Source organism: uncultured Chryseobacterium sp., from assembly GCF_913776365.1.
In the GTDB taxonomy this organism is placed as follows: domain Bacteria; phylum Bacteroidota; class Bacteroidia; order Flavobacteriales; family Weeksellaceae; genus Chryseobacterium.
Genome location: NZ_CAJYMO010000083.1, coordinates 1 through 22,582 on the forward strand (window position 1 = coordinate 1; position 22,582 = coordinate 22,582).

The 22,582-nt window shown below is 41.6% G+C and carries 16 protein-coding genes; 15 read left to right on the forward strand and 1 reads right to left on the reverse strand.

The annotated features are described in order from the left end of the window. From glmS to QZ735_RS04330, 7 genes are all read left to right on the forward strand, one after another. Positions 1-1,039: glutamine--fructose-6-phosphate transaminase (isomerizing) (glmS, locus tag QZ735_RS04300; RefSeq protein ID WP_294244661.1), on the forward strand; the 1,039-nt coding region annotated here is incomplete at its 5' end. Positions 1,040-1,147: 108 nt separating this feature from the next. Further along, complete coding sequence (gene gldK, locus QZ735_RS04305) at positions 1,148-2,566, forward strand: gliding motility lipoprotein GldK (protein WP_294244664.1); 1,419 nt, start codon at positions 1,148-1,150, stop codon at positions 2,564-2,566. A gap of 56 nt (positions 2,567-2,622) precedes the next feature. After that, on the forward strand, positions 2,623-3,324 hold the full coding sequence (gldL, locus tag QZ735_RS04310) for a gliding motility protein GldL (protein ID WP_294244668.1): 702 nt from the start codon (positions 2,623-2,625) through the stop codon (positions 3,322-3,324). A 50-nt stretch (positions 3,325-3,374) separates the two neighbouring features. After that, positions 3,375-4,964: a GldM family protein gene (locus QZ735_RS04315; RefSeq protein WP_294244670.1), complete on the forward strand. Its 1,590-nt coding sequence runs from the start codon at positions 3,375-3,377 to the stop codon at positions 4,962-4,964. A gap of 9 nt (positions 4,965-4,973) precedes the next feature. Then, complete coding sequence (gldN, locus tag QZ735_RS04320) at positions 4,974-5,912, forward strand: gliding motility protein GldN (RefSeq protein ID WP_294244673.1); 939 nt, start codon at positions 4,974-4,976, stop codon at positions 5,910-5,912. A gap of 55 nt (positions 5,913-5,967) precedes the next feature. Beyond that, positions 5,968-7,002 carry an FAD-binding oxidoreductase gene (locus QZ735_RS04325; RefSeq protein ID WP_294244675.1) on the forward strand — a complete coding sequence of 345 codons (1,035 nt, stop codon included), beginning with the start codon at positions 5,968-5,970 and terminating at the stop codon, positions 7,000-7,002. 35 nt (positions 7,003-7,037) lie between these two features. Further along, the gene (locus tag QZ735_RS04330) at positions 7,038-7,358 is read left to right on the forward strand and encodes a SemiSWEET transporter (protein WP_294244678.1); all 321 of its coding nucleotides are present in this window, start codon (positions 7,038-7,040) and stop codon (positions 7,356-7,358) included. A 207-nt stretch (positions 7,359-7,565) separates the two neighbouring features. Here QZ735_RS04330 and QZ735_RS04335 read toward each other — a convergent pair whose 3' ends face one another. Further along, complete coding sequence (locus tag QZ735_RS04335) at positions 7,566-7,961, reverse strand: hypothetical protein (protein ID WP_294244682.1); 396 nt, start codon at positions 7,959-7,961, stop codon at positions 7,566-7,568. A gap of 478 nt (positions 7,962-8,439) precedes the next feature. On the opposite strand from QZ735_RS04335, the gene QZ735_RS04340 reads away from it, so the two are divergent. The 8 genes from QZ735_RS04340 to QZ735_RS04375 all read left to right on the forward strand — a co-directional run. After that, entirely contained in the window at positions 8,440-8,832 is a 393-nt protein-coding gene (locus QZ735_RS04340) for a hypothetical protein (protein ID WP_294244685.1), read from the forward strand. A gap of 145 nt (positions 8,833-8,977) precedes the next feature. Then, positions 8,978-10,060 carry an efflux RND transporter periplasmic adaptor subunit gene (locus tag QZ735_RS04345; protein ID WP_294244688.1) on the forward strand — a complete coding sequence of 361 codons (1,083 nt, stop codon included), beginning with the start codon at positions 8,978-8,980 and terminating at the stop codon, positions 10,058-10,060. 6 nt (positions 10,061-10,066) lie between these two features. Further along, positions 10,067-13,261 (forward strand): efflux RND transporter permease subunit, encoded by a 3,195-nt coding sequence (locus QZ735_RS04350; protein ID WP_294244690.1) that lies wholly within the window; start codon positions 10,067-10,069, stop codon positions 13,259-13,261. Continuing rightward, positions 13,248-14,690, forward strand: a complete 1,443-nt coding sequence (locus QZ735_RS04355) for an efflux transporter outer membrane subunit (RefSeq protein WP_294244693.1) — start codon at positions 13,248-13,250, stop codon at positions 14,688-14,690. Before QZ735_RS04350 ends, QZ735_RS04355 begins: the two co-directional genes overlap by 14 nt. Before the next feature lie 621 nt (positions 14,691-15,311). Beyond that, positions 15,312-17,018, forward strand: a complete 1,707-nt coding sequence (locus tag QZ735_RS04360; RefSeq protein ID WP_294244696.1) for an AraC family transcriptional regulator — start codon at positions 15,312-15,314, stop codon at positions 17,016-17,018. 347 nt (positions 17,019-17,365) lie between these two features. After that, positions 17,366-18,232, forward strand: coding sequence for a cell wall anchor protein (locus QZ735_RS04365; protein ID WP_294244699.1), 867 nt, complete (start codon positions 17,366-17,368; stop codon positions 18,230-18,232). 2 nt (positions 18,233-18,234) lie between these two features. After that, positions 18,235-18,708: a hypothetical protein gene (locus tag QZ735_RS04370; protein WP_294244702.1), complete on the forward strand. Its 474-nt coding sequence runs from the start codon at positions 18,235-18,237 to the stop codon at positions 18,706-18,708. Between the two features lie 34 nt (positions 18,709-18,742). Continuing rightward, positions 18,743-22,582 (forward strand): SpvB/TcaC N-terminal domain-containing protein (locus QZ735_RS04375; protein ID WP_294244705.1); only part of this gene is annotated, 3,840 nt, incomplete at its 3' end.

A 22,582-nucleotide genomic window follows, 5' to 3' on the forward strand; every position in this document is an offset into this window, starting at 1 on the left:
TACCATGAGAGGAAGGCTGATTGTAGAGGAAGGCGTAATTAAAATGGCCGGAATCTGGGATCATATCGAAAGATTCAAAAATGCCAACCGGATCATCATCATTGCCTGCGGTACTTCATGGCATGCAGGACTGATCGGGGAATATCTGATTGAAGAATATGCAAGAATCCCCGTAGAAGTGGAATATGCATCCGAATTCAGGTACCGGAACCCGATTATTACCGATAAAGATGTGGTGATTGCCATCTCACAGTCAGGCGAAACTGCTGATACCATGGCTGCCCTGAAGCTTGCCAAGGAAAGAGGAGCTTTTATCTATGGAATCTGTAATGTAGTGGATTCATCCATTGCAAGAATTACGGATGCCGGATCATATACCCACGCCGGACCGGAAATCGGAGTGGCTTCCACCAAAGCCTTTACTGCCCAGCTTACCATCCTTACGCTGATCGCTTTTAAATTAGGAAAACACAACGGGAATCTGGGGAATGCAGACTTCATGAGCTTAATTGCCGAGCTGGATGCGATGCCTAAGAAAATAGAAGAGGTACTTGAGGAAACCCATGAACTGGTGCAGCATATTGCCAAAGATTTTGTAAATGCTACCAATTTCTTATATCTGGGAAGAGGATACAATTATCCGGCAGCATTGGAAGGTGCGCTGAAACTTAAGGAAATTTCCTATATCCATGCCGAAGGGTATCCGGCAGCCGAAATGAAACATGGTCCGATTGCGCTGATTGATGAAAATATGCCGATTGTAATCATTGCTCCTAAAAAAGGACATTATGATAAAATCGTAAGCAACGTACAGGAGATAAAAGCCAGAAAAGGTAAAGTGATTGCTGTCGTGAACAGAGGGGATACCCAGGTAAGCGAAATGGCAGACTATGTTATTGAAATTCCGGAGACTTCCGAATGTTTCTCCCCGATCGTAGCCTCCGTACCCCTGCAATTGCTGGCATACTATATTGCCGTGTACAGAGGAGCCAATGTGGATCAGCCGAGAAACCTCGCAAAATCGGTAACGGTAGAATAAAAATACGTCTGAAATAAAATAAATTTAGATTTCCTCCGTTATTTCAAAAAAAATCTTAAAAGTTTCTTAAAAAAATTATATATTTACGGCTTAATTATAAAAATTAACATGAAAAGGATATTTCTTTTATTATTGTCTGCGTCAGTAGCATCGGTATCTTGTTCAGGTGGGGGAGCCTCTTCAGTGGGGAAACCGGGAACAAAAGGGGAATTAATACCAAGAGAAAAAACAAAATCATTTGTTGCGGAGAGACCATACGGAATGGTGGCTATCCCTGCAGGATCATTTGTTGCGGGATTAACTGATCAGGATTTTACCAACAGCCCTGAAAAAGCTCCGGCAAAGACGGTTACCGTTTCATCTTTCTTCATGGATGAAGCAGAAACCACTAATGCAGAATACAGAGTATTTATCAATTATGTTAGAGACTCTATTGCAAGAACCCTGCTTGCTGAGGCTGCCGGAGAAGGCGGAGAAGGAAAAGGAAGGGGGACAAGCATCGGAGATTATGCCTACCTTGCTCAGAAAGAAGAAAACTTAACACCATATCAGGAATATCTTGAAGCTCAGGGAGGAGGTGACGAATCTACCTTCGATCCTACAAAAAAACTGGACTGGAAAGTTCCATTGCATTGGAACACTTCAAAATATCCCGATGTAGAATATGCAGAAGTGCTGGAGTCAATGTATTTACCGGCTTCTTCCAGAGTAGGGAATGAAAGAATTATCGACGTTAGTAAACTTAAATATCAATACCGTTGGGGTGACATGGATGTTGCCCTGGCTGAAAAAGAAAGAGGCGTAAACTATCTGAGAAGCGAAAGCATCGCCATCTACCCGGATACTACGGTTTGGGTGAAAGATTTTCATTTCGCATACAACGAACCTTTGTTTGAGCAGTATTTCTGGCACAAAGCGTACAAGGACTATCCTGTAGTGGGAGTGACCTGGGATCAGGCAAGAGCTTACTGTAACTTCAGAACCAAATTAAAGTCTGATTACAATGAAAGCTTAAAAAGAAGAAAGCAAAAACCTTTAATCTTCAGACTTCCTACAGAAATCGAATGGGAATATGCTGCCAGAGGAGGAATGGAAAATGCTACTTATCCTTGGGGTGGTCCTTATCTGATGGATGACAGAGGCTGCTACCTGGCGAACTTCAAGCCTAAGAGAGGAAATTACATGGAAGATGATAAAAAAGGAACTTATACCTATACCGCTCCGGTAAAGAAATTCAAGAAAAACGGTTTTGGATTGTTTGATATGGCCGGAAACGTTTCTGAATGGACAGAATCTGCCTATAACAATTCTTCTTACGGATTCTCATCAACGCTGAACCCTTCTACAAAAGATAAAACCGATGATAAAAGATCGGTAAGAGGCGGATCTTGGAAAGATGTAGGATATATGCTGATGACCGGTGCCAGAGACTGGGAAAGAAAAGACTCTGCAAGAAGCTATATCGGATTCAGAACAGTGCAGGATATTCCTGAAGCGGCTGTTAAACCTAGAAGAGTCAACAGATAATCAATCACACTTTTTTTACAACAATTTTTATTTAACACTAAAAAAATCTAACTTATATGTTTAAGACTAAAGATGCTTGGATGAATTTCTTTTATTCATTCGGTGCTGCAATTGTAATTCTTGGAGCTTGGCTTAAAATTACTCACATTACGCTGGGACCTATTAACGGTAACATTGCTCTTACAGTGGGACTTATCACGGAAGCTATCATCTTCATCATCTTCGCTTTCGATCCACCGAAATCAGAAGAGTCTTATGCGTGGGAAAATGTGTATCCTGAATTATTGGACAAGGATGCCAACCCTAACCCTTTACATTCAAATGTATCAAAAAGCAATGCTGCAGCCGCCGCTGCACAGTTTGCCGAAATGGAAAACACCCTTTCCACTAAGCTGGACAAAATGCTGCAGGATGCAAAACTGGATGTTCAGTTATTTGAAAGATTAAGAACAGGAATCGATAAGTTCTCCAATTCCGTTGACCAGATCAACCAGACGGTAGACGTATCCGCTTCCACCCATAAATATAACGAACAGCTTAATAAAGCTGCCCAGCATATGGAAAGCATGAATGCTTTATATACAATGCAGCTGGAAAACGGACAAAGACAGTCTGAATTCGCTAAGAAGTATGTACAGGATATGCAGAAATCTGCTGAACAATCAGAAAAATTCAACCAGGAGCTGCAAGGCCTTACTTCCAACCTAAACAATCTGAACAGAGTGTACGGAGGTATGTTAACAGCTATGAAATCTTAATTCCTCACCATTTCTATTTAACCGCGTAATAAAAAAATAAAGAAAAGAGAATGGCAAAAGGAAAACAGACCCCTCGTCAGAAGATGATCAACCTTATGTATTTGGTGTTCATCGCGATGATGGCCCTAAATATTGATGCAGAAATCATCAGGTCATATTATGACTCTACAAAAGCTCTTAATGAAACCCGGACTTTAACAGAAAGAAAAAACGAAAAGATTTTCGAAAAAACCCTTGAAGCTAAAGCCCAGCAGGTACCTGATACCTATGCCCAGCCTTGGCAGCAATATCAGGTTTTAAGAGATAAAATCAATTCATTGGTAAAATCCGCTCAGGATATCAAGGATTTACTTAAAAAGAAATCGGAATTCCATGAGAAGGACAAGGCAGGAAAGGATATCGACGTAAGTGAAAACTTTGCTGCATTGAATAACAATGAAGCGACTACTGAATATTTTTTCAAGGAAGGTGATGAGAATACCCCTTCCAAAGGAGCCCTGGACCTGAAAGCTAAAATTGATGATGTAAGAAATTATATCAATGCTACTTTCGGTAACAACCCTCAATTGAAAGACCTTGTGGAAAGAGCCAACAAATCTTTGATAGCAGAATATCCTAAAGGAAAGTCGCCTAATGAGAAAACCTGGTTCCAGAATAAATTTTACCACCAGCCGCTGATTGCTGCGATTTCCAATCTTGAAATCATCCAGAATGATGCAAGAAACGTACAATCTGATGCATTGGCGTTGATGTTACAGGAAAAAGTGGATGCCAGCATTAAATTTACAAGCTATGAGGCTATCGTTTCTGCGCCTGTGGATGTTGTGGCGGGTAAGCCTGCTGAAGCAGTGGTTATGTTAGGAAACTATTCAAACAGTAATAAAATCAGCATTTCAGGAGTTAGCAGACAGGAGAACGGAAAAGGATATGCCAATCTTAATACGAGCGGAATCGGAGAGCACGTTTTCAGTGGTAATATTACCCTGACGGATGCTACCGGTAAAGCACAAAGCTTCCCTTTCACCCATACCTATAATGTAATTTCCGGTCCTCAGGAAGTGAAATTGCAGAAAGGTCTGTTGTTATCTGCTGATAAGATGAATGTAATGTACAGAGGTCTTGATAACCCGGTTTCAGGTTCTATCTTAGGTGCCGATAATGCCAAGCTTTCACTTTCTGCTCCGGGAGCAACGGTGAAGAGCACAGGACCGGGCAAATGGGATGTAAGACCAGGTTCAGGAAATCTATTGAAAATTACATTGTCCGGAACAGATCCTTACGGTAAGGCTATCACTCAGACATTTGATTACAGAATTAAGAATGTACCGCCACCACAAGGACAGATCAGAGGGAAAAATATGCTGACGATGCCATCCGGATCCGTGGAAAACCAACAGCTTCAGGCCGTAATTCCTGACTTTGACTTCCCGGTATCATTTAATGTAACCTCATTCATGGTGAGGGTACCTGGAAGAGCTTCAATGCAGGTTCAGGGAAGTTCATTGCAGGGAGCTGCAGGAATGTTCAGAAACCTGAGACCTGGAGACGGAGTATATATCTTCGATATCAAAGCAACCGCTACCGGTCTTGGAGATCAGAGAATAGGAAATATTTCACCTGTATTAATTAATGTTCAATAAGAAGTAACTATGAAAAAATATATTAGCAGTCTTTTGGTATTGGTTTCGGGATTTGCTTTTTCCCAGACCATCCTGAATGCTTCTTCTCCGGAAGAATTCAGAAAAATGAGAGCTGAGAACAAAATGAAGGTAGGGGATACGGTTATCGATAAAACAGTAAAACCTCTGGAGTACGGTTTTGTGGATGAAAAAGATATCCTCAAAAGCATGTTTGTATGGGAAGTGATTGATATGAATGACAAGGTGAATCAGCCTTTCTATTACAACAACCCGGACGGACTCCTGTCTACGGAAACAAAATCATTGTATAAGTTACTTCTCGACGGTGCTTTGAACGGCGATATCAAAGAAGTGTATGACGATGAGAATTTCGTTCAAAGGTTAACGCCAGAGCAGATCAAAACGAGATTGGTAGACGTAAGGGTAGATGATGAAGCCATCAACATCCTGAACAGCGGCCGCCAGCTGACCGAGCAGGAGAAAAAAGAACTTACCGATGTTTATGAAACAACTACGGAAAAAGTAAAAGTTCTTAAAATGTTCGGAATGTGGTTCATCGACAAAAGAGACGGACAGCTGAAGTACAGACCGTTAGGAATTGCGGCTATGGGTCCGGATCCTAAACTGATCGGCAGAACAACTCCGGACGGACAGCCGTTACCGGGAGCTGATGAATTGATTGATCTTTTCTGGGTATATTATCCAAATGCAAGGGATATCCTGGCTAACAACTATGTATACAACAGGAAAAATACTTCTGCAGACCTGTCTTTCGACGATCTGATCAACGCCAGAAGATTCTCTTCTGTAATCTTCAAATCTTCTACAGGATTGGGAGACGGTGTCATCAAAGATTATATCCCGAGAGATGCTGAAGATCAGATGGAGGAAAGCGACAGAATCAAAGGTCAGATCCTTCAAATGGAAAATGATATGTGGAATTACTAAATTTCATTTGATAATTATAGAAAACCTGAGTACTTTTACTCAGGTTTTTTTATTTATGGAAAATGTAGACTATATCATCGTCGGAGACGGTTACGCCGCTCTTTTTTTTGCTCACCGGCTGATTATGGATAACCGTTCTTTTGTACTGTTTTCAGATGGAAGGAAAAGTGCATCCCGCGTTTCTGCCGGCATTATCAACCCTGTTGTCCTCAAAAAATTTACCACGTTCTGGAAGGCACAGGAGCAGATTGATGACTTAAAAAAGGTGATGCATGAAATGGAAAGTTATACTGGCGAGAATTACCTCATTGACGCTCCGGTTCACCGGATTTTCCATGATGAAAACGAACAGAGGTTATGGCAGAAAAAATCATTAACCGATGAGCTCACTCACTTTCTCAGTGAAAATTTCGATCGCCTGGATGGGGTAAAAAACGATTTTCTCACCGGAAAGGTGGTTCAGTCTGCCCGTCTCAATGTAAGCCGTTTTTTTGAAGGTCTATTGGCTTTTTTAGAAAAAAGAGGCAAAATCAGGAAGGAAAAATTTAGGTATTCACAATTGGATGTTGAAAAATCCGTATATGAAGATCTGAAATACGGAAAAATTATCTTTTGCGAAGGAATGGCAGTAAAGGATAATCCTTATTTTTCTTTTATTCCATTACAGCCTAACAAGGGTCACCATATCAAAGTAAGATTGTCCGAGAGCCTTCCGGTCAATATAACCATCAAGAAAAAACACTTTCTGTTTCCGCTGGATAACGGCCTTCATTTCTATGGCGGCACCTATGACAGGGAACAGCTTCATCAGCATATTGATGACTCGGCAGTAGAGCAGTTGACAAAAGGACTGGCAGAGTTTTATCCTCATGATTTTGAAATTGTCGAAGCCAGTTTCGGTTTCAGGCCTACCGTAAAAGACAGGCGGCCTATTATCGGCCGGCATATGCATCATACCGGTCTCTATGTCTTTAACGGAATGGGAGCGCGCGGCATCCTGAACGGGTGTTATTTCGCAGGACGGCTGTATGATCATATCGAAAAAGATATCCCATTGGATAAAGAGGTGTCACTGGAACGATTCACATAGTTCCTGCATTGTAAATACGGGTATCCATACTGAGCATGAACATTGCGTATAAGAGCGAAATTTCTTATCTTGAAAAGAATAACATCAGATCTATGAATGAAGAAATTTTAGGGATTGCTGCGGGAGTCCTTACTTCGGTGGCTATGGTTCCACAGGTGATAAAAGTAATGAAAAGCAAAAATGCGGAAGATTTATCCTGGGGAATGATTCTGGTTCTCATTACAGGACTTTCATTGTGGGTGTGGTATGGAATCATCAAGGATGAGTTTCCGATTATTGCCTCCAATGCATTTGCCGTATTGGTAAATATAACACTTCTGGTATGTTGCATCAAATATAAAAACAACAAGGGCTAAAAATCGGGCACTTCCATATCTACGGAAGTGCCCTCTGGTATAGTGATGTGTTTATTGCATAACAGGCTGGCGTTCATCCGGAAACAAACAGTGCTGCCTTTTCCATTCAGGATTAATACATCTCTGCGAAAAAAACGCCGTTATCAGAAGCAGAACTGATTAACAGACCGGCTCCGGAACCCTCATTTTTTATTCTCTCCGTTCAGGCTAAAAAGACGCCATTTTTGTATTTCCGGCAGTTTTTTCCCTTTTGTGATGAAACAGTACGATATTATATCCTTTTCTCATAAAAGTCACTTCACCCCTGATGTCAGAAAACTGGTAATCTGAATTACCTGCTGTGTATTCCGGCAGTTCATCCTTTTTTTTCAGTTCATAGGATTTACCGTCCAGACGGATAGATACGGTATTTTTATTTTCATTGACAGCTACTTCGAGCTGATCGCCGTAATCATCTGTATAAATCTGCTTTATTACTGTATCGCGATGGTCTGTACTACTCTGCATATCCTGTACGTGAACTTCTTCTTCTTTTGCAGAATGTTTACAGGCTGTTAAGATGAAAACAAAAAATACGCCGGTAATAAATAAGAACTTTTTCATAATGAGTGATTTTAAAGTGTTTCAGTGTTAAGAAGTTATAAATTTACAATTATTATTAATAAAATCCTGTTAATTTTAGATAAATTAATTAAAAATTGGTACTTAAATATGACTTTATGAGGAAGGGTTATGGTTAATTGAGAAGATCATATAAATTTATTTACTTTCATATCTTTAATAATCGCTATAATTCATTTTGTAGAAGTGCCTCGTTTCTTTTAAGATTCGTTAACATTTTAAAATTTATTTTTACCGGATCTACGGTTTACAAATTTAATGCCAGGATATGATTGAATATTATGTTTTGTTTTTAAGTGACTTATTATCAAGTATTTGAATTGGAAATTTATAGGGTTGATATTGTATGATATTCCGTATTCAGCAGATTTAAAGGAGTGTTAATTATTGTTAATGCTTTGTTCTAAACACCAGGTTTACTGGAAAAGTATTGATGCCATCCCTTACATTTGCAGTATAAATGAGAAATTACATCGTATACTTTTTGACCAGCCTTTTTCTGCTTTTCGTAGTGGAAAGCAAGATTAATGTCAGAACGTTAAAAAACGATTATGCCGGGCATGTTTCTCAGAATATTCCTAAAAGAGCCAACCGGCTGAACCAGACCTGCGATAAACTCTCTGTGCAGCAGATGCCGGATGATGCGGGGAACCTCTACTCGCTGGAACTCGCAGAAAACAGTTTTCAGGTATCCGATACCCTTCAGGATCTGGTATTTTTTACAAGTATTTTCACCCTGGCCTATATTTTCGGGCTTACCAGCTTTAAGAAGGCAAAACCCGCCCTGGAAGGCTATTTGTCCGGGCTCTCTTCCGTAAAAAGATTTATCCTGATCCGTTCCATAAGGATCTGAAATCTTATTTGTACCGTATTTTCTGCCGGATCCCGGTGAAAAATATCCTGTGCTGTATTTGCCGGCAATCGTTTCTGCGCAGGCCATCCTTTCTTATTGCCATTTTCCTATTAAAACATTAACGATTTATATAAACTCCAGAATTATGATCAAGAGAGTTGTCGCAGGCATTGCGCTAAGCAGTCTTTTATTGTTCAGCTGTAACAAAAAAGAAGAAGAAAAAGAAGAAGCTGCAGTTTATCCCGTAACCTCGCCGGTGGTGATGGATACGGTGATTGACAAAGAATACGTAGCTCAGATCCAATCGGTGAAAAACATTGAAATCCGTGCTCAGGAAAAAGGTTTTCTCGAAAAGATCTTTGTAGACGAAGGACAGTTCGTGCACCAGGGACAGACGCTGTTCCGTATCATGCCGAAACTGTACCAGGCAGAATTGCTAAAGGCCCAGGCTGAAGTGGCCCAGGCTACCATTGAACTTAAAAATGCCAGTACACTGGCAAACAGTAACATTGTATCCAAGAATGAAAGGTCAATGGCCAAGGCCAAACTGGATGCTGCCAACGCAGAAGCAAAACTGGCACAGATCCATCTTTCGTTTACGGATATCAAGGCACCGTTTTCAGGAATCATCAACAGGATTCCCCTGAAACTGGGAAGTCTCATCGATGAAGGGGATTTACTCACTTCCCTTTCTGATAATACCAACATGTACGGCTATTTCAATGTTTCCGAACCGGAATACCTCAGCTACCAGATGCATGCGGCAGACCGCGGCAGCAGCGAAGTAGGACTCGTAATGGCCAATGGCGAACTTTTACCCGAGAAAGGACAGATCCAGACCATTGAAGGCGAGTTTGATAACGAGACCGGAAATATTGCATTCCGTGCCAAGTTCCCGAATCCCAATAAACTGCTGAGAAACGGGGAAACCGGAAAAGTAAGAATGACCCTGCCGGTGAAAAATGCGCTCATCATTCCGCAGAAAGCCACTTATGAAATCCAGGACCAGAAATATGTCTTCGTGGTGGAGAACAATGGCGTTGTAAAGTCCAAAAACATTAAAGTGGCTTATGAGCTTCCGGATGTCTATGTTGTAAGTTCCGGACTTTCAACCGGAGATAAGATCCTGCTGGAAGGGGTACAGAAAGTAAAAGATGACCAGAAAGTACGCACAAAATTCCAGGATCCGAAGAAAGTGATGCAGTCGTTGAAACTAAAAGCAGAATAGAGGATTATGTTTAAGAAATTCATTCGCAGACCTGTACTGTCTATCGTAATCTCTCTGATTATCGTATTTATGGGGGTATTATCCCTGATGAAACTCCCTGTGACCCAGTTCCCGTCTATTTCGCCGCCCAAAGTAAATATTACGGCAGAATACCCGGGTGCCAATAACGAGTTACTGGTAAAATCCGTAGTTATTCCTCTGGAAAGGGGATTAAACGGGGTACCCGGAATGAAGTATATGACCTCTGATGCGGGAAATGACGGGGAAGCTTCCATCCAGGTGGTTTTTGACCTCGGTACCGACCCTAACGTAGCAGCTGTAAACGTCCAGAACCGGGTGTCCTCCGTTGTAAACAAGCTTCCGCCGCTGGTCGTGCGGGAAGGGGTGAAAATTACCCGTGAAGAACCGAATATGCTGATGTATATCAATCTTTACAGTGACGACCCGAAAGCCGACCAGAAATTCCTTTTCAACTATGCCGACATCAATGTAATGTCTGAACTGAGAAGGGTAGGCGGTGTAGGTTTTGCTGACATCCTGGGAACCCGGGAATATGCCATGCGTATCTGGCTGAAACCGGACCGTTTAACGGCCTACAGCATTTCAGCAGATGAAGTAATGGAAGCACTGAACGAGCAGAGTCTTGAAGCGTCTCCGGGGAAAACGGGAGAGAGCTCAGGAAAGAGGTCTCAGTCATTTGAATATATTTTGAAATATCCGGGGCGTTTCAACAATGAAAAGGATTACGGAAACATTATCCTGAAAGCAAAATCCGATGGCGAATTCATCCGACTGAAAGACGTAGCTGATATCGAATTCGGTTCATCCATGTACGATATTTATTCTACCCTGAACGGGAAACCGTCCGCCGCCATTACGGTAAAGCAATCGTACGGATCCAATGCGAGCGACGTAATCAAGAATGTAAAATCCCTGATGGCGGAACTTCAGAAAACCACTTTCCCGAAGGGGATGCACTATGACATCAGTTATGACGTATCCAAATTCCTGGATGCATCGATTGAAAAGGTGGTTCACACCCTGTTTGAGGCTTTTATCCTGGTAGCCATTGTGGTGTTCCTGTTTTTAGGAGACTGGCGTTCCACCCTGATTCCGGCAATTGCGGTTCCGGTTTCGCTTATCGGTACGTTTGCCGTAATGTCTGCCTTCGGGATTACCCTGAACATGATCTCGCTCTTTGCGCTGGTTATGGCCATCGGGGTAGTTGTGGATGACGCCATTGTGGTGATCGAGGCGGTTCACGCCAAAATGGAGGAGAAACACCTGTCACCGTTGAAAGCAACGGAAGAGGCAATGCACGAAATCAGCGGGGCCATTATAGCAATCACCCTGGTAATGGCTTCCGTATTTATTCCGATTGCCTTCATGTCCGGGCCGGTTGGGGTATTTTACCGTCAGTTTTCCATTACCATGGCTTCTGCGATCATACTTTCCGGGGTTGTAGCTTTGACGTTGACTCCGGCTTTATGTGCCCTGATCCTGAAAAATAATCATGGAAAAGCCAGGAGAAGAACGCCGGTAACCATTTTTCTGGATAAATTCAACAGCCTGTTTACCAGAGGAGCCGGAAAGTATGAAAGAATGCTTAACAAGACCGTAAAAAGGAAAACATTTACGCTTCCTTTGCTGCTGGCTTTCTGTGCCTGTACTTTCTTTTTAAGCAACTCGCTGCCTTCAGGGTTTATTCCTGCGGAAGACCAGGGAATGATCTACGCCATCATCCAGACGCCTCCGGGATCTACCCTGGAAAGAACCAACCAGATTGCCAAGGAGCTGCTAAGGGAATCTGAGGATATCAACGGCGTACAGTCTGTTTCTTCACTTGCAGGATATGAAATCCTTACGGAAGGTACCGGATCTAACGCCGGAACCTGTCTCATTAACCTGAAAAGCTGGGAAGACCGTTCGGAATCGGCTTCGGAAATTATTGAAAAGCTGGAAGAGAAAGCCAAGAACATTCCGGGAGCCAATATCGAATTCTTCCAGCCGCCGTCTATTCCGGGTTATGGTGCTGCCGGAGGTTTTGAGCTCCGTCTGCTGGATAAGGCAGGAAGCGGTGACTACCAGAAAATGGAAAAGGTAAGCAATGAATTTGTGAACGAACTGAAAAAACGTCCGGAACTGGGCTCTGCTTTCACATTCTATTCGGCAAGCTTCCCGCAGTACATGCTGAAGATCGATAACGATCTGGCTGAACAGAAGGGTGTTACGATAGAAAAGGCAATGGACAACCTTTCCACACTGATCGGTTCCAATTATGAGACCAGCTTCATCCGTTTTGACAGGCCTTATAAAGTAATTGTGCAGGCCGGCCCTCAGTACCGTGCCCTGCCAACGGATCTGCTGAAGCTTTATGTAAAGAATGATAAGGATGAAATGGTTCCGTACTCGGATTTCATGCACCTTGAAAAAGTATACGGTTTATCTGAGATTACCCGGCACAACATGTACAATTCTGCAGAGGTAAGCGGTACACCGGCTCCTGGATACAGCTCCGGGCAGGCGATTGCAGCCATTAAGGAAGTAGCGGACAAAACACTTCCGAGAGGTTTCGGGATCGACTGGGCCGGAATCTCAAAAGATGAGGTCAGCCGTGGAAATGAAGCCATCTTCATCTTCCTGGTGTGTCTGGGATTTGTTTACCTGATCCTGGCGGCTCAGTACGAAAGCTTTATCCTGCCGTTACCGGTAATCCTGTCACTGCCGACCGGTATTTTCGGGGCATTCCTGTGCCTGAAATTATTAGGACTGGAAAATAACATCTATGCTCAGGTAGCCATGGTTATGCTGATCGGCCTTTTGGGTAAAAATGCTGTATTGATTGTGGAATTCGCTGTCCAGAAGAAAGCGGAAGAAGGAATTCCGGTAGCGCAGGCAGCAATTGAGGGTGCCGCCATCCGTTTCCGGCCGATCCTGATGACTTCATTTGCCTTTATCGCCGGATTGATTCCGCTGGTGCTGGCTACAGGACCCGGAGCGATCGGTAACCGTACCATTGGTACCGCAGCAGCAGGAGGAATGCTTCTCGGAACTGTTTTCGGGTTGATGATCATTCCGGGACTCTACTACATCTTCGGAACCATCGCTGAAAAATCAAAGCTGGCGAGGTATGAAGAAGAAAACCCTTTAACCGAACAAACTGAACCGTACCAACACGATGACAAACATGAAGATTTATAATAAATATATAGCTGCCATTGCCTTATCGCTTGTTTTAACAGGCTGTAAGGCGCCGATGGCGACCGTTGTAAAAGATGAGGTGAAGGAAAACGTACCTCAGAATTTTAACCAGGAAGATCAGGGCGATGCCACTGTCAACAGCGGAACGACTCCGTGGAGGCAGTTTTTCACCGATCCGAACCTGGTAGCGCTGATTGAGACTTCACTTAAAAACAATCAGGAACTCCTGATTACGCTGCAGGAAATTGAGATCGCCAAAAGCGGCGTCCTGGCTAAAAAAGGAAGACTGACCCCTACCGTATCTGCCGGAGGCGGAGCGGGAGTAAGAAAAGCCGGGCGATACACCAGTGAGGGAGCCGGTGATGCGACCACTGATATCGAACCCGGTACTGCAATTCCTGATCCGCTGTTGAATTTCGGAGGCGGCTTGACCGCCAATTGGGAAATCGATATCTGGAAAAAGCTAAGGACGGAAAAAGAATCGGCAGTGGCGCATTACCTGTCTACGGTGGAAGGGAAAAACTTTGTGCTTTCCAACCTGATCGAGGAAGTGGCGGATAATTATTACGAACTGCTTGCCCTGGATAACCAGCTGGACATTATCCAGCAGTACATCAAACTTCAGCAGAGGGCACTCGAGATTTCAAAAATCCAGAAAGAGGCTGCTGCAGCTACCGAACTTGCCGTGAAAAAGTTTGAGGCGGAACTGGCCAAGTCGAAGGCTACCGAGTATACCATCCGGCAGGAAATTACAGAAAAGGAAAATGAAATCAATGCCCTGTGCGGACGTTTTCCACAGCCGATTGTAAGAACAAAAGAGAGCTTCATGTCAACCATGCCGCAAACCATTTCTACCGGAATCCCTTCCCAGCTGCTGGCGAACCGTCCGGACATCAAGCAGGCGGAACTGGAGCTGAAATCTGCAAAACTGGATGTGGAAGCAGCAAGGAAAGAATTCTACCCTTCACTGGAGATTTCAGCTACGCTTGGACTGGAAGCTTTTAAACCTTCCTATCTGGTGAAATTGCCGGAATCTGTGGCGGCAAGCCTGGCCGGTGAACTGGCGGGCCCGCTGATCAATAAAAGTGCGATCAAAGCCAATTTCCAGACTGCAGATGCCAAACAGATCCAGGCACTGTATGAATATGATAAAACGATTCTGAATGCCTATCTCGATGTGGCGAACCTGATGTCGAAAATAAAGAATATCGACCAGTATTACCAGCTGAAATCACAGGAGACCAAGTCATTAGAACAATCAATCGATATTGCGAACCAGCTGTTCCGGAATTCAAGAGCAGACTACCTGGAGGTTCTTCTGAACCAGAGGGATGCCCTGGACGCCAAGATGGAACTGGTGGAAGCAAAACAAAAACAGCTGAGCACAGTTGTTGATATTTATAAGAGCTTAGGCGGAGGCTGGAAGTGATTATAAATCCTTAATGTTTTAAAAAGAAAAGAGGCTTTCCCTACGGATAGTCTCTTTTCGATTAAAACTGAAAACTTTAATAAAGCGGGCTCTTGACAAACCCTTCTCAATGCACCTGCATGAAATGTAATCATGTCATCTGGTTTCCGGATGGTTATAAGTCGGTAAGGTTGTTAGTTTTTTAGTTGCACTAATTCTGAAGAACCCTCTTTTCTGATGGTTTGCCATTATCAGAAATCGGACGATTCATCATCGAATCCATGTTTTTTTTCGGTTGTTAGTTTTTACCCTCTCGCTAGTCGTTTTTTTGCATTTGATATCTTATTATTGTTTCCTGCCGGTTTCCGCTTCCTGATGATTTCTTGTAGATAAAATCTGTTCTGCTGAATCCTGAGTCCAAAATTATCACCTTAGGTTGGGATATAAAAATGGTTGTTGTCTCTATTTATAAATCAAGACGTCCTAATTCAGGAATCAGGCGGATTTAATAGATTGATAGTCAGTCTGTATTTTTGTAAAATAGAAATAATTCGATTCTCGTTATTAATTCATAATTCCTTGACAAAACCCGCTGTATTTTGTGTAATTTTGGCGTCTATTAGTAATAGAATAATCATAGAGGTGGTTAAAAATCTATTTTTTGTATTTTTTACAGGATGTTTTGTACTGCTTTCTGCCCAGCAGACTTCCGGCGGATATTTTCAGCTGCGGGAAAAGTATGAGAATTTTGAGGAAAACGATGTCCGTGCATTTCCTTTCATCCAGCCCTATATCGAAAAGGCAAAGAAGGAGAAAAATTATGAAAAACTGGTTCAGGGATATAAGGACGGGGTTTTTTATTCTTCTGAAAATGCCCAGAAACTGAAGTATGCAGACAGCACGGTTTGGGCCGCCAATTTCTCCCGGGATAAAGACCTGCTGATTATTGCCCATATCGAAAAAGGCGTTGTCTATTATTATCATTATAAAAAGTATCAGCTTGCCCTTAACGAGTATCTTGAAGCTTACGAATATTCCAAAAGTACCCGCAATGAATACCTGAAATACCAGAATCTTTACCACATTGGGGTCGTGAAGAGCTATCTGGGATATTACGAAGAGGCTTCGGAACTTTTTGACCGCTGCATTTCCTATTACCGGCAGAAATCCCGTAGCAATCTCCTTCCCAATGAGATCTACAACAACAAGGTAGGGTATCTTAACAGCCTTCACCAGATGATCATCTGTTACCGCCATCTGAAAAAGTACAAAGAGGCTGATTCAGCGGTAGCGATCGGATTGTCTGAAACCGGTACAGACCGGCAGTATACCCAGGAAAAGGGGTATTTTCTTCTTTCCAAAGGTATTTCCGAATACCGGAATCACCATTATCAGCCGGCCCTGATTTACCTGAACCAGTCTTTGGTTTCCATGAAAAACAGCAGGGATTTTGCGCGGCTTTCCGTGAACTATTTCTATATCGGAAAAACCTACAGGGAACTGGAGGACAGCAAAGCTTCCATCAACTACTTTAAAAAGATAGACTCGATATTCAACCGCTACCAGTTTATTCTTCCCGAACTAAGGGAAAACTATGAAATCCTGATCGATTACAGCAAAAAGCATAAGGACCAGACCCGGCAGCTGTACTATACCAGCCAGCTTTTAAAGGCAGACAGCATCATGTCCAGGGATTTCAGTTATCTTTCGCCCAAGATCCACAAGGATTATGATACCAAGACTTTGCTGGATGAAAAAAATAAGCTCCAGAAAATCAATTATCTGGTCACCGTTATCATTATCGTTCTTATCATCTGGGCAATCGGGCTCGTTATTCTCTTTGCAAAAAGGCATAAGAAAGCCAAAGAGATCAAGCAGAAGTATGTCTTTCTGGAGGAAAAATTTAAGAACAACAGGGAAGAGGAACCCGAAATCTTACCGCAGTCAGTTCCGGTGGAAGAGAGGCGGGCGGTATTGCACGAAAGCAAAGTAGAGGAACTTCTGGCCAAACTAAAGGATTTTGAAGATAAAAAAGATTTTACCCAGAAAGGCCTTACCATCGGTAAGCTGGCCGCACAGCTGGGGACCAACTCCAATTATCTCTCGCAGGTCATCAATGAATACAAAGGAGTCAATTTCAACAAATACCTGAGCCAGCTCCGCATACATTATATCACGACCCTGCTTTTCGAGAACAGGAAATACCTTCTGTACAACATCGAGACCCTGGCCAAAGAATGCGGCATCGCCTCCCGTCAGAACTTCTCCGATCTTTTTTATGAGATCAACGGCATCCGCCCTACGGATTTTATTAAAAACCGGATGCAGGAACTGGAAGAGAAGGAGTGATATAAGAATCATATAAGAATCATATGGTCCTCATCCTATTCTTCATTAATGGGAAATATAGATAATGCCAGAGATATATTATTAGAAACAGTATGATTTCTTTAATCCATGGATCTTATCTGCACCAGATCTGATTTCAGCTATAAGAAAATCTTCACATTAATTTCAAAAATAAAATAACACGACGAGTTTTGTCGCTTTACGGAAATATATTTGCTGCAACCTCTTAGAAGCAGATATAATACCACAGTAAGGTGATAAATTTCATATTTCGTTATTGTTTAATTCTTGTTGGGGTGACCTAAAAGAGATATATTTGCAAAAATTTTTAACACTTTTTAACTTTTATGAGAACGAAATTACTTCCGTTGGCTTTAATCTTATCGTCATTTGTGATAGCACAATCTTGGGGTTTGACTGGAAATTCAGGAATAAATCCTGCAACAAATTTTATTGGAACATCTGATAATCAACCTTTACTTTTTAAAACAAATAATACAGAAAGATTTAAGATTTTTTCAGATGCTTCTGCTGTTTCTATAGGAAATCCCAGTGCTCCTGGTGCCTATTTAGAAATGGCAAGTGTACCATGTAACGGCTGTTTTTCAAATTGGGCTGCTATAGATGATTTTGTAATTAGAGGACGAAGAACTAAAAATTTAGAATTTTCTATGCCTAATAATAATTCTGTTGATCCTAATTCAGATGTAAGTACACCAAATTCTTCAGGAATTACAAGAATTAAATTTACTGATGCAGTCCATAACAATATTCTTGTCGTTAATAATATGGGGAAAGTAACAGTAGGAACAGATCAATATGATAATGATCCAGGTTATATTTTTTATGTGAGAAAAGGGATTAAGGCTGAACAGATCAAAGTAGAGAACCCGGCAGCCAATGGCTGGGCAGATTATGTCTTTAAAAAAGAATATAAGCTCAGAACGTTGGAAGAGGTAGAGAAGCATATTCAGGAGAAAGGGCACCTGCCCAATATTCCTTCTGCCGGCGAAGTGGAAAAAGAAGGGATCAATCTGGGGGAAATGGATGCCAGGCTTCTGGAAAAGATTGAAGAATTAACATTGTATTCGATTGAACAGAACAAGCAGATCAGACAGCTGCAGGAGGAAAACAAAGTTCTGAAACTGCAGTCAGAAGAGATCAGCGAGCTTAAAAGAAAGGTTCAGGAAATACTGTCATTAAAATCTAGATAACCATGAAGCGAAAATTACTATCGGCCTTATCTATATTCATTGGATTTTTAGGCTTTTCACAAACGGAAGTCTACTTTAAGTATGATGAAGCGGGAAACCAACGATACAGAGGTACAAACTCTGCTGCCAGGCAAAAGACGGATGAAACGAAAAAAACAGAAGAAACGAAAACGGTTGCTTCTGTACAGCAGATGCCTGCTTTGGATGAGAAATCTTTTTTCAAGCAGATCAGGATGTACCCGGTTCCGGTAAACGATTATCTGACGCTTGACTGGACGGAAGAAGTGGACGGGCTTATTGAATCCGTTTCGCTTTACCAGCATAGTACCGTCCACTGGAAATTTCAGCAGCAGAACATTCCAGGCCTGAACAGGAAACTGAAGATCAACATGACCGGCTTCGATTGGGGAGTCTACGTGATCCGTTTTACCTTAAAGGACGGAAGGGTCTTCAGTAAAAACATTACCAAAAGATAAAACTTTTAACTATATATTATTAATAGCAATGAGAATGAAATTATTTTCATCATTTATACTGTCTTTGTGTACAGTCATGGGCTTTTCCCAGACCATCCTGTACCAGGCAGAAAGTACGAGCCGGACAGTCCAGGATCCGCAGACGGTGATCCTTACTCCGGGATTTCACGCTACAAGCAGTATATCGAATCCTTTTGTGGCCAAGATCGGTCCTTCCACAGACAACCCGGGCGGTGGGCCTGCGGATTCCAATGCCGGAGCTAGTAATCCTTATGGAACTACTGAGACTGCCAATACAAAGTTTCATGATACGAAAGGGAATATTGAGGTTGATGGATCAGGTCAATTGAAATTTACCTTACCCCTTACATTGCCGGCAGGCGTGAAAAATATTGCTCCTGAAGTGAATTTAGTGTATAACAGCAGTGCCGGAAACGGGATTGCCGGATATGGCTGGAATATTTCTGGGATAAATTCCATTGTAAGAACCGGAAAAAATATAGAAAAAGACGGGGAAACCAAAGGGGTACAGTTCGATTACTCGGACTATTACAGTTTTAATGGCCAAAGATTAATACTGAAGTCGGGAGAATATGGCAAGGATGGAGCTGAATATGTAACGGAAAAATATTCGAATATCAAAATCAGGTCGATCGGTTCGGAGACTGCCGGACAGGCCTTTCAAGGACCAGAATATTGGGAAGTTACCTTTGAAGATGGATCTAGGGCTCTGTATGGTAGTAATTTAGATGCAAGAACGTCTTTGGAATTCAATATCACTGAATGGCAGGATCCACAGGGAAATTACATTTCTTATTCATATGCACAGGAAGAAGGTGTCAGTAAGATCTATTTTATAAAATGGGGTGGAAATAAAATTTTAAACAAGCCTCACTTTAATACGGTCCTTTTTGATTACAATGTTGATAGGAACTTAAAAGAACAGTCTTATATACGGGGATTAAAATATACGCAAAAAAGACTTTTGTCAGAAATTAAGGTGTTTTCAAGCAGCACCATATATAATAATGCTCCATTCAGAAAATATACGATAGAATATACTAATAATGGTACTAATTATCAATTTGTTAATAAGATAACAGAGTATAATGCAGACGGCCAGCCGGCTAATCCTATTACCATAGATTATCCTCCTATGGTAAACTCTTCTTATGCAGAGTATCCCACAGACCCTGACCCCTTTGACCAAGTAAAATTGACAGGAGATTTTAACGGCGATTCTTATCTGGATTTTTTAATGAATGACGGAACGGTTAAGTTAGGAGCATTTAATGAAAATTTTTCCAGTATTGCTACAGGTAAAATTTTTGCGAACAATGCCAAAGTAGTTAGTTCCCTACTGGATGAAGACGGAGAAGTTTATAATGGTAATGGTATTGTTGAATATAAAAATGATAGGATCCTAGGATATATTTTAAGAAATAATACCTTTGTGAAAGTATTCGATAGAGCTTTATCACTAGGCTCTACAGATGATATTACGAGTTTAAATGTTGGAGATTTCAATGGGGACGGTATGCCCGATCTGTTCGTTGATGATGGTGAACAAGGCCCATATAATCAAAGAGCTATCGTAGATCTTAAATATCCGAGTACAGGATTCAGCTATATTACTTCATCAATTAATGAAAATTCATATACAGATCAGAAATATATGGATATTGATGGTGATGGAAAAGTAGAAATTATTAATGTAGAAGGTTCTCAATATACGGTTTTTGAGTTTGTAAAAGTCAGTGCCAACCAGTATGAGAAAAAGATACGGTTTTCAGGGAATCTCCTCGAAACGAAAGATGCTGAATTTCCGGTATTATATGGAGATTTCAATGGTGACGGCAATGTTGATTTTGCTATTCCGATTACCGATTACGCTGTGGGAAAACCGGATGACTGGAGATTTTACATGGGGACAGGAAAAGGATTTCTCCCCTTCCTGAAGAAAGAATTCTTTACCTATCGCAAGTATCAGAAAGAAATGAACGGCAATTATGCAAAGTTTGCCAAACAATATTTCTTCTCCGTTACGGATATGAACAGAGATGGAAAATCCGATATTGTCCAGGTATTCTCATACAATCAGGTAAATCCATACAATGCCTCAGGATATAGGGACTTCGGGTATATTGTTAGTGCTAAAATGGCAAATGGATCAGAAATTAACGGAACGCCGAATTTCACACCGAACTGGTCTTTCCAAAGTCCTGTATACGGTACGCCGGATATTACGGATCTTACGTTATTTGCTCCTCTCACAAGTGCAATAAAATCCGGAAATAATTATTATAACGTCTTTTTATACTGGAAGCAGTTCGTAAAAAAAATAAAGGGGCCGACTTCAGTTTTCGAATTAGCGAAAATAGCTTCGATCAAACAGGGCGGAGTTACCACTCTGATAAAGTACCAGGAGGTTGTACCGGATAACGGCACTAATCCGGGTTTTTACAAAAAAGTAAAAAAAGAAATTTATCCTTATTATGCTCTCAGCAGGGCAGACCAGGTATATGCTGTTTCACAGCTTGAGCAGGAAAACCGTAAACAGGATTTCAGGTACAGGAGCATGACCGGGCATATGCGTGGAAAAGGAATGATGGGTTACCTTCAGGCTGCCCGTTCCTCCTGGTATGCGGATGGTTTTGAAAATACTAAAATCTGGAACGGCGTTGAACTGGATCCGTTACAGGAAGGGGTACCTGTTAAAGAATGGTCAATCAGAACAAATAATGAAAACCAAGTATTCCCGGCAGATATTTCTGAAAACAATACACAATTACTAAGTTTTAAATCCACTATCTATCAAATTGATAAATTAGTTAATGGACAAGTGGTATCCATGGTTAGTGATGCGGATAAACCAAAAGCAGTCATTGCAATTCTTCCTAAGATTGTTAGGATAAAAGATTTTTTAACAAATACAGTTACCACAAACACGGTTGATTACGGAGAATACTATTTGCCTGAAGAAAGTGTATCCAATATTAATGACGGTTATGCTACCACCGTGTCAAATTTTGGGTATATTCATAATCCAGCGGGAGTGGGAGCAGACTATTACATCGGCCGGCCACAGGTTAAAAATGATGTCATCGATGCATACTCGGATTCCCAATCGGTTAGGGAGGAATATACTTATGAAAATAATCTTTTAAAAACCCTTACAAAATGGAACCGGGATAATTCTGACTATCTGCGCGAAACATATGACTATGACGGGTTTGGAAATAAGATCCAGACTGTTATCAGCAATGGAATGGATGCTCAGACAGAGACTTCCAAGGCAGGATATGATTCTAAAGGAAGATTTGTTGAAAAAGCCATTGATAATCTGGGGCTTGTAAATAATTATACTTACAATGACCTGGGGCAAGTGCTTACCAACATTAGCCCTTTAGGAAATAACATCATCAACACCTATGATGCATGGAATAAAATAATAAAGTCCAAAAGCAATCTGGAAGGAACTACCACGTATACTTACCAGATTGATGATAATTATAACACTTTTGTTACGGCATATGATCCGGACGGTGATATTTCAAAAAAATATACCAACAAATTAAACCAGGATTATAAAACGTCAACAAAAGCTTTCGGACAGGGGAAGTTTGTCTCCAAAGAAGCACAATATGATCTGTTAGGAAGAAAGGTTCAGGAATCAGAAGCCTATTTTGAAGGTCAATCAGCCAGCCAGTGGAACACTACCGTTTATGATGATACGGTATTTCCGGCTAAAGTGACTTCTTCCTTATTCAGTGGCAAGCAGCTGGAAACTTCTATTAACGGAAATGTTACCACCATAAAGGAAACCAATCCTGCAGATTACGGAAGAATAAAAACCCAGACGGTTGACGCATTG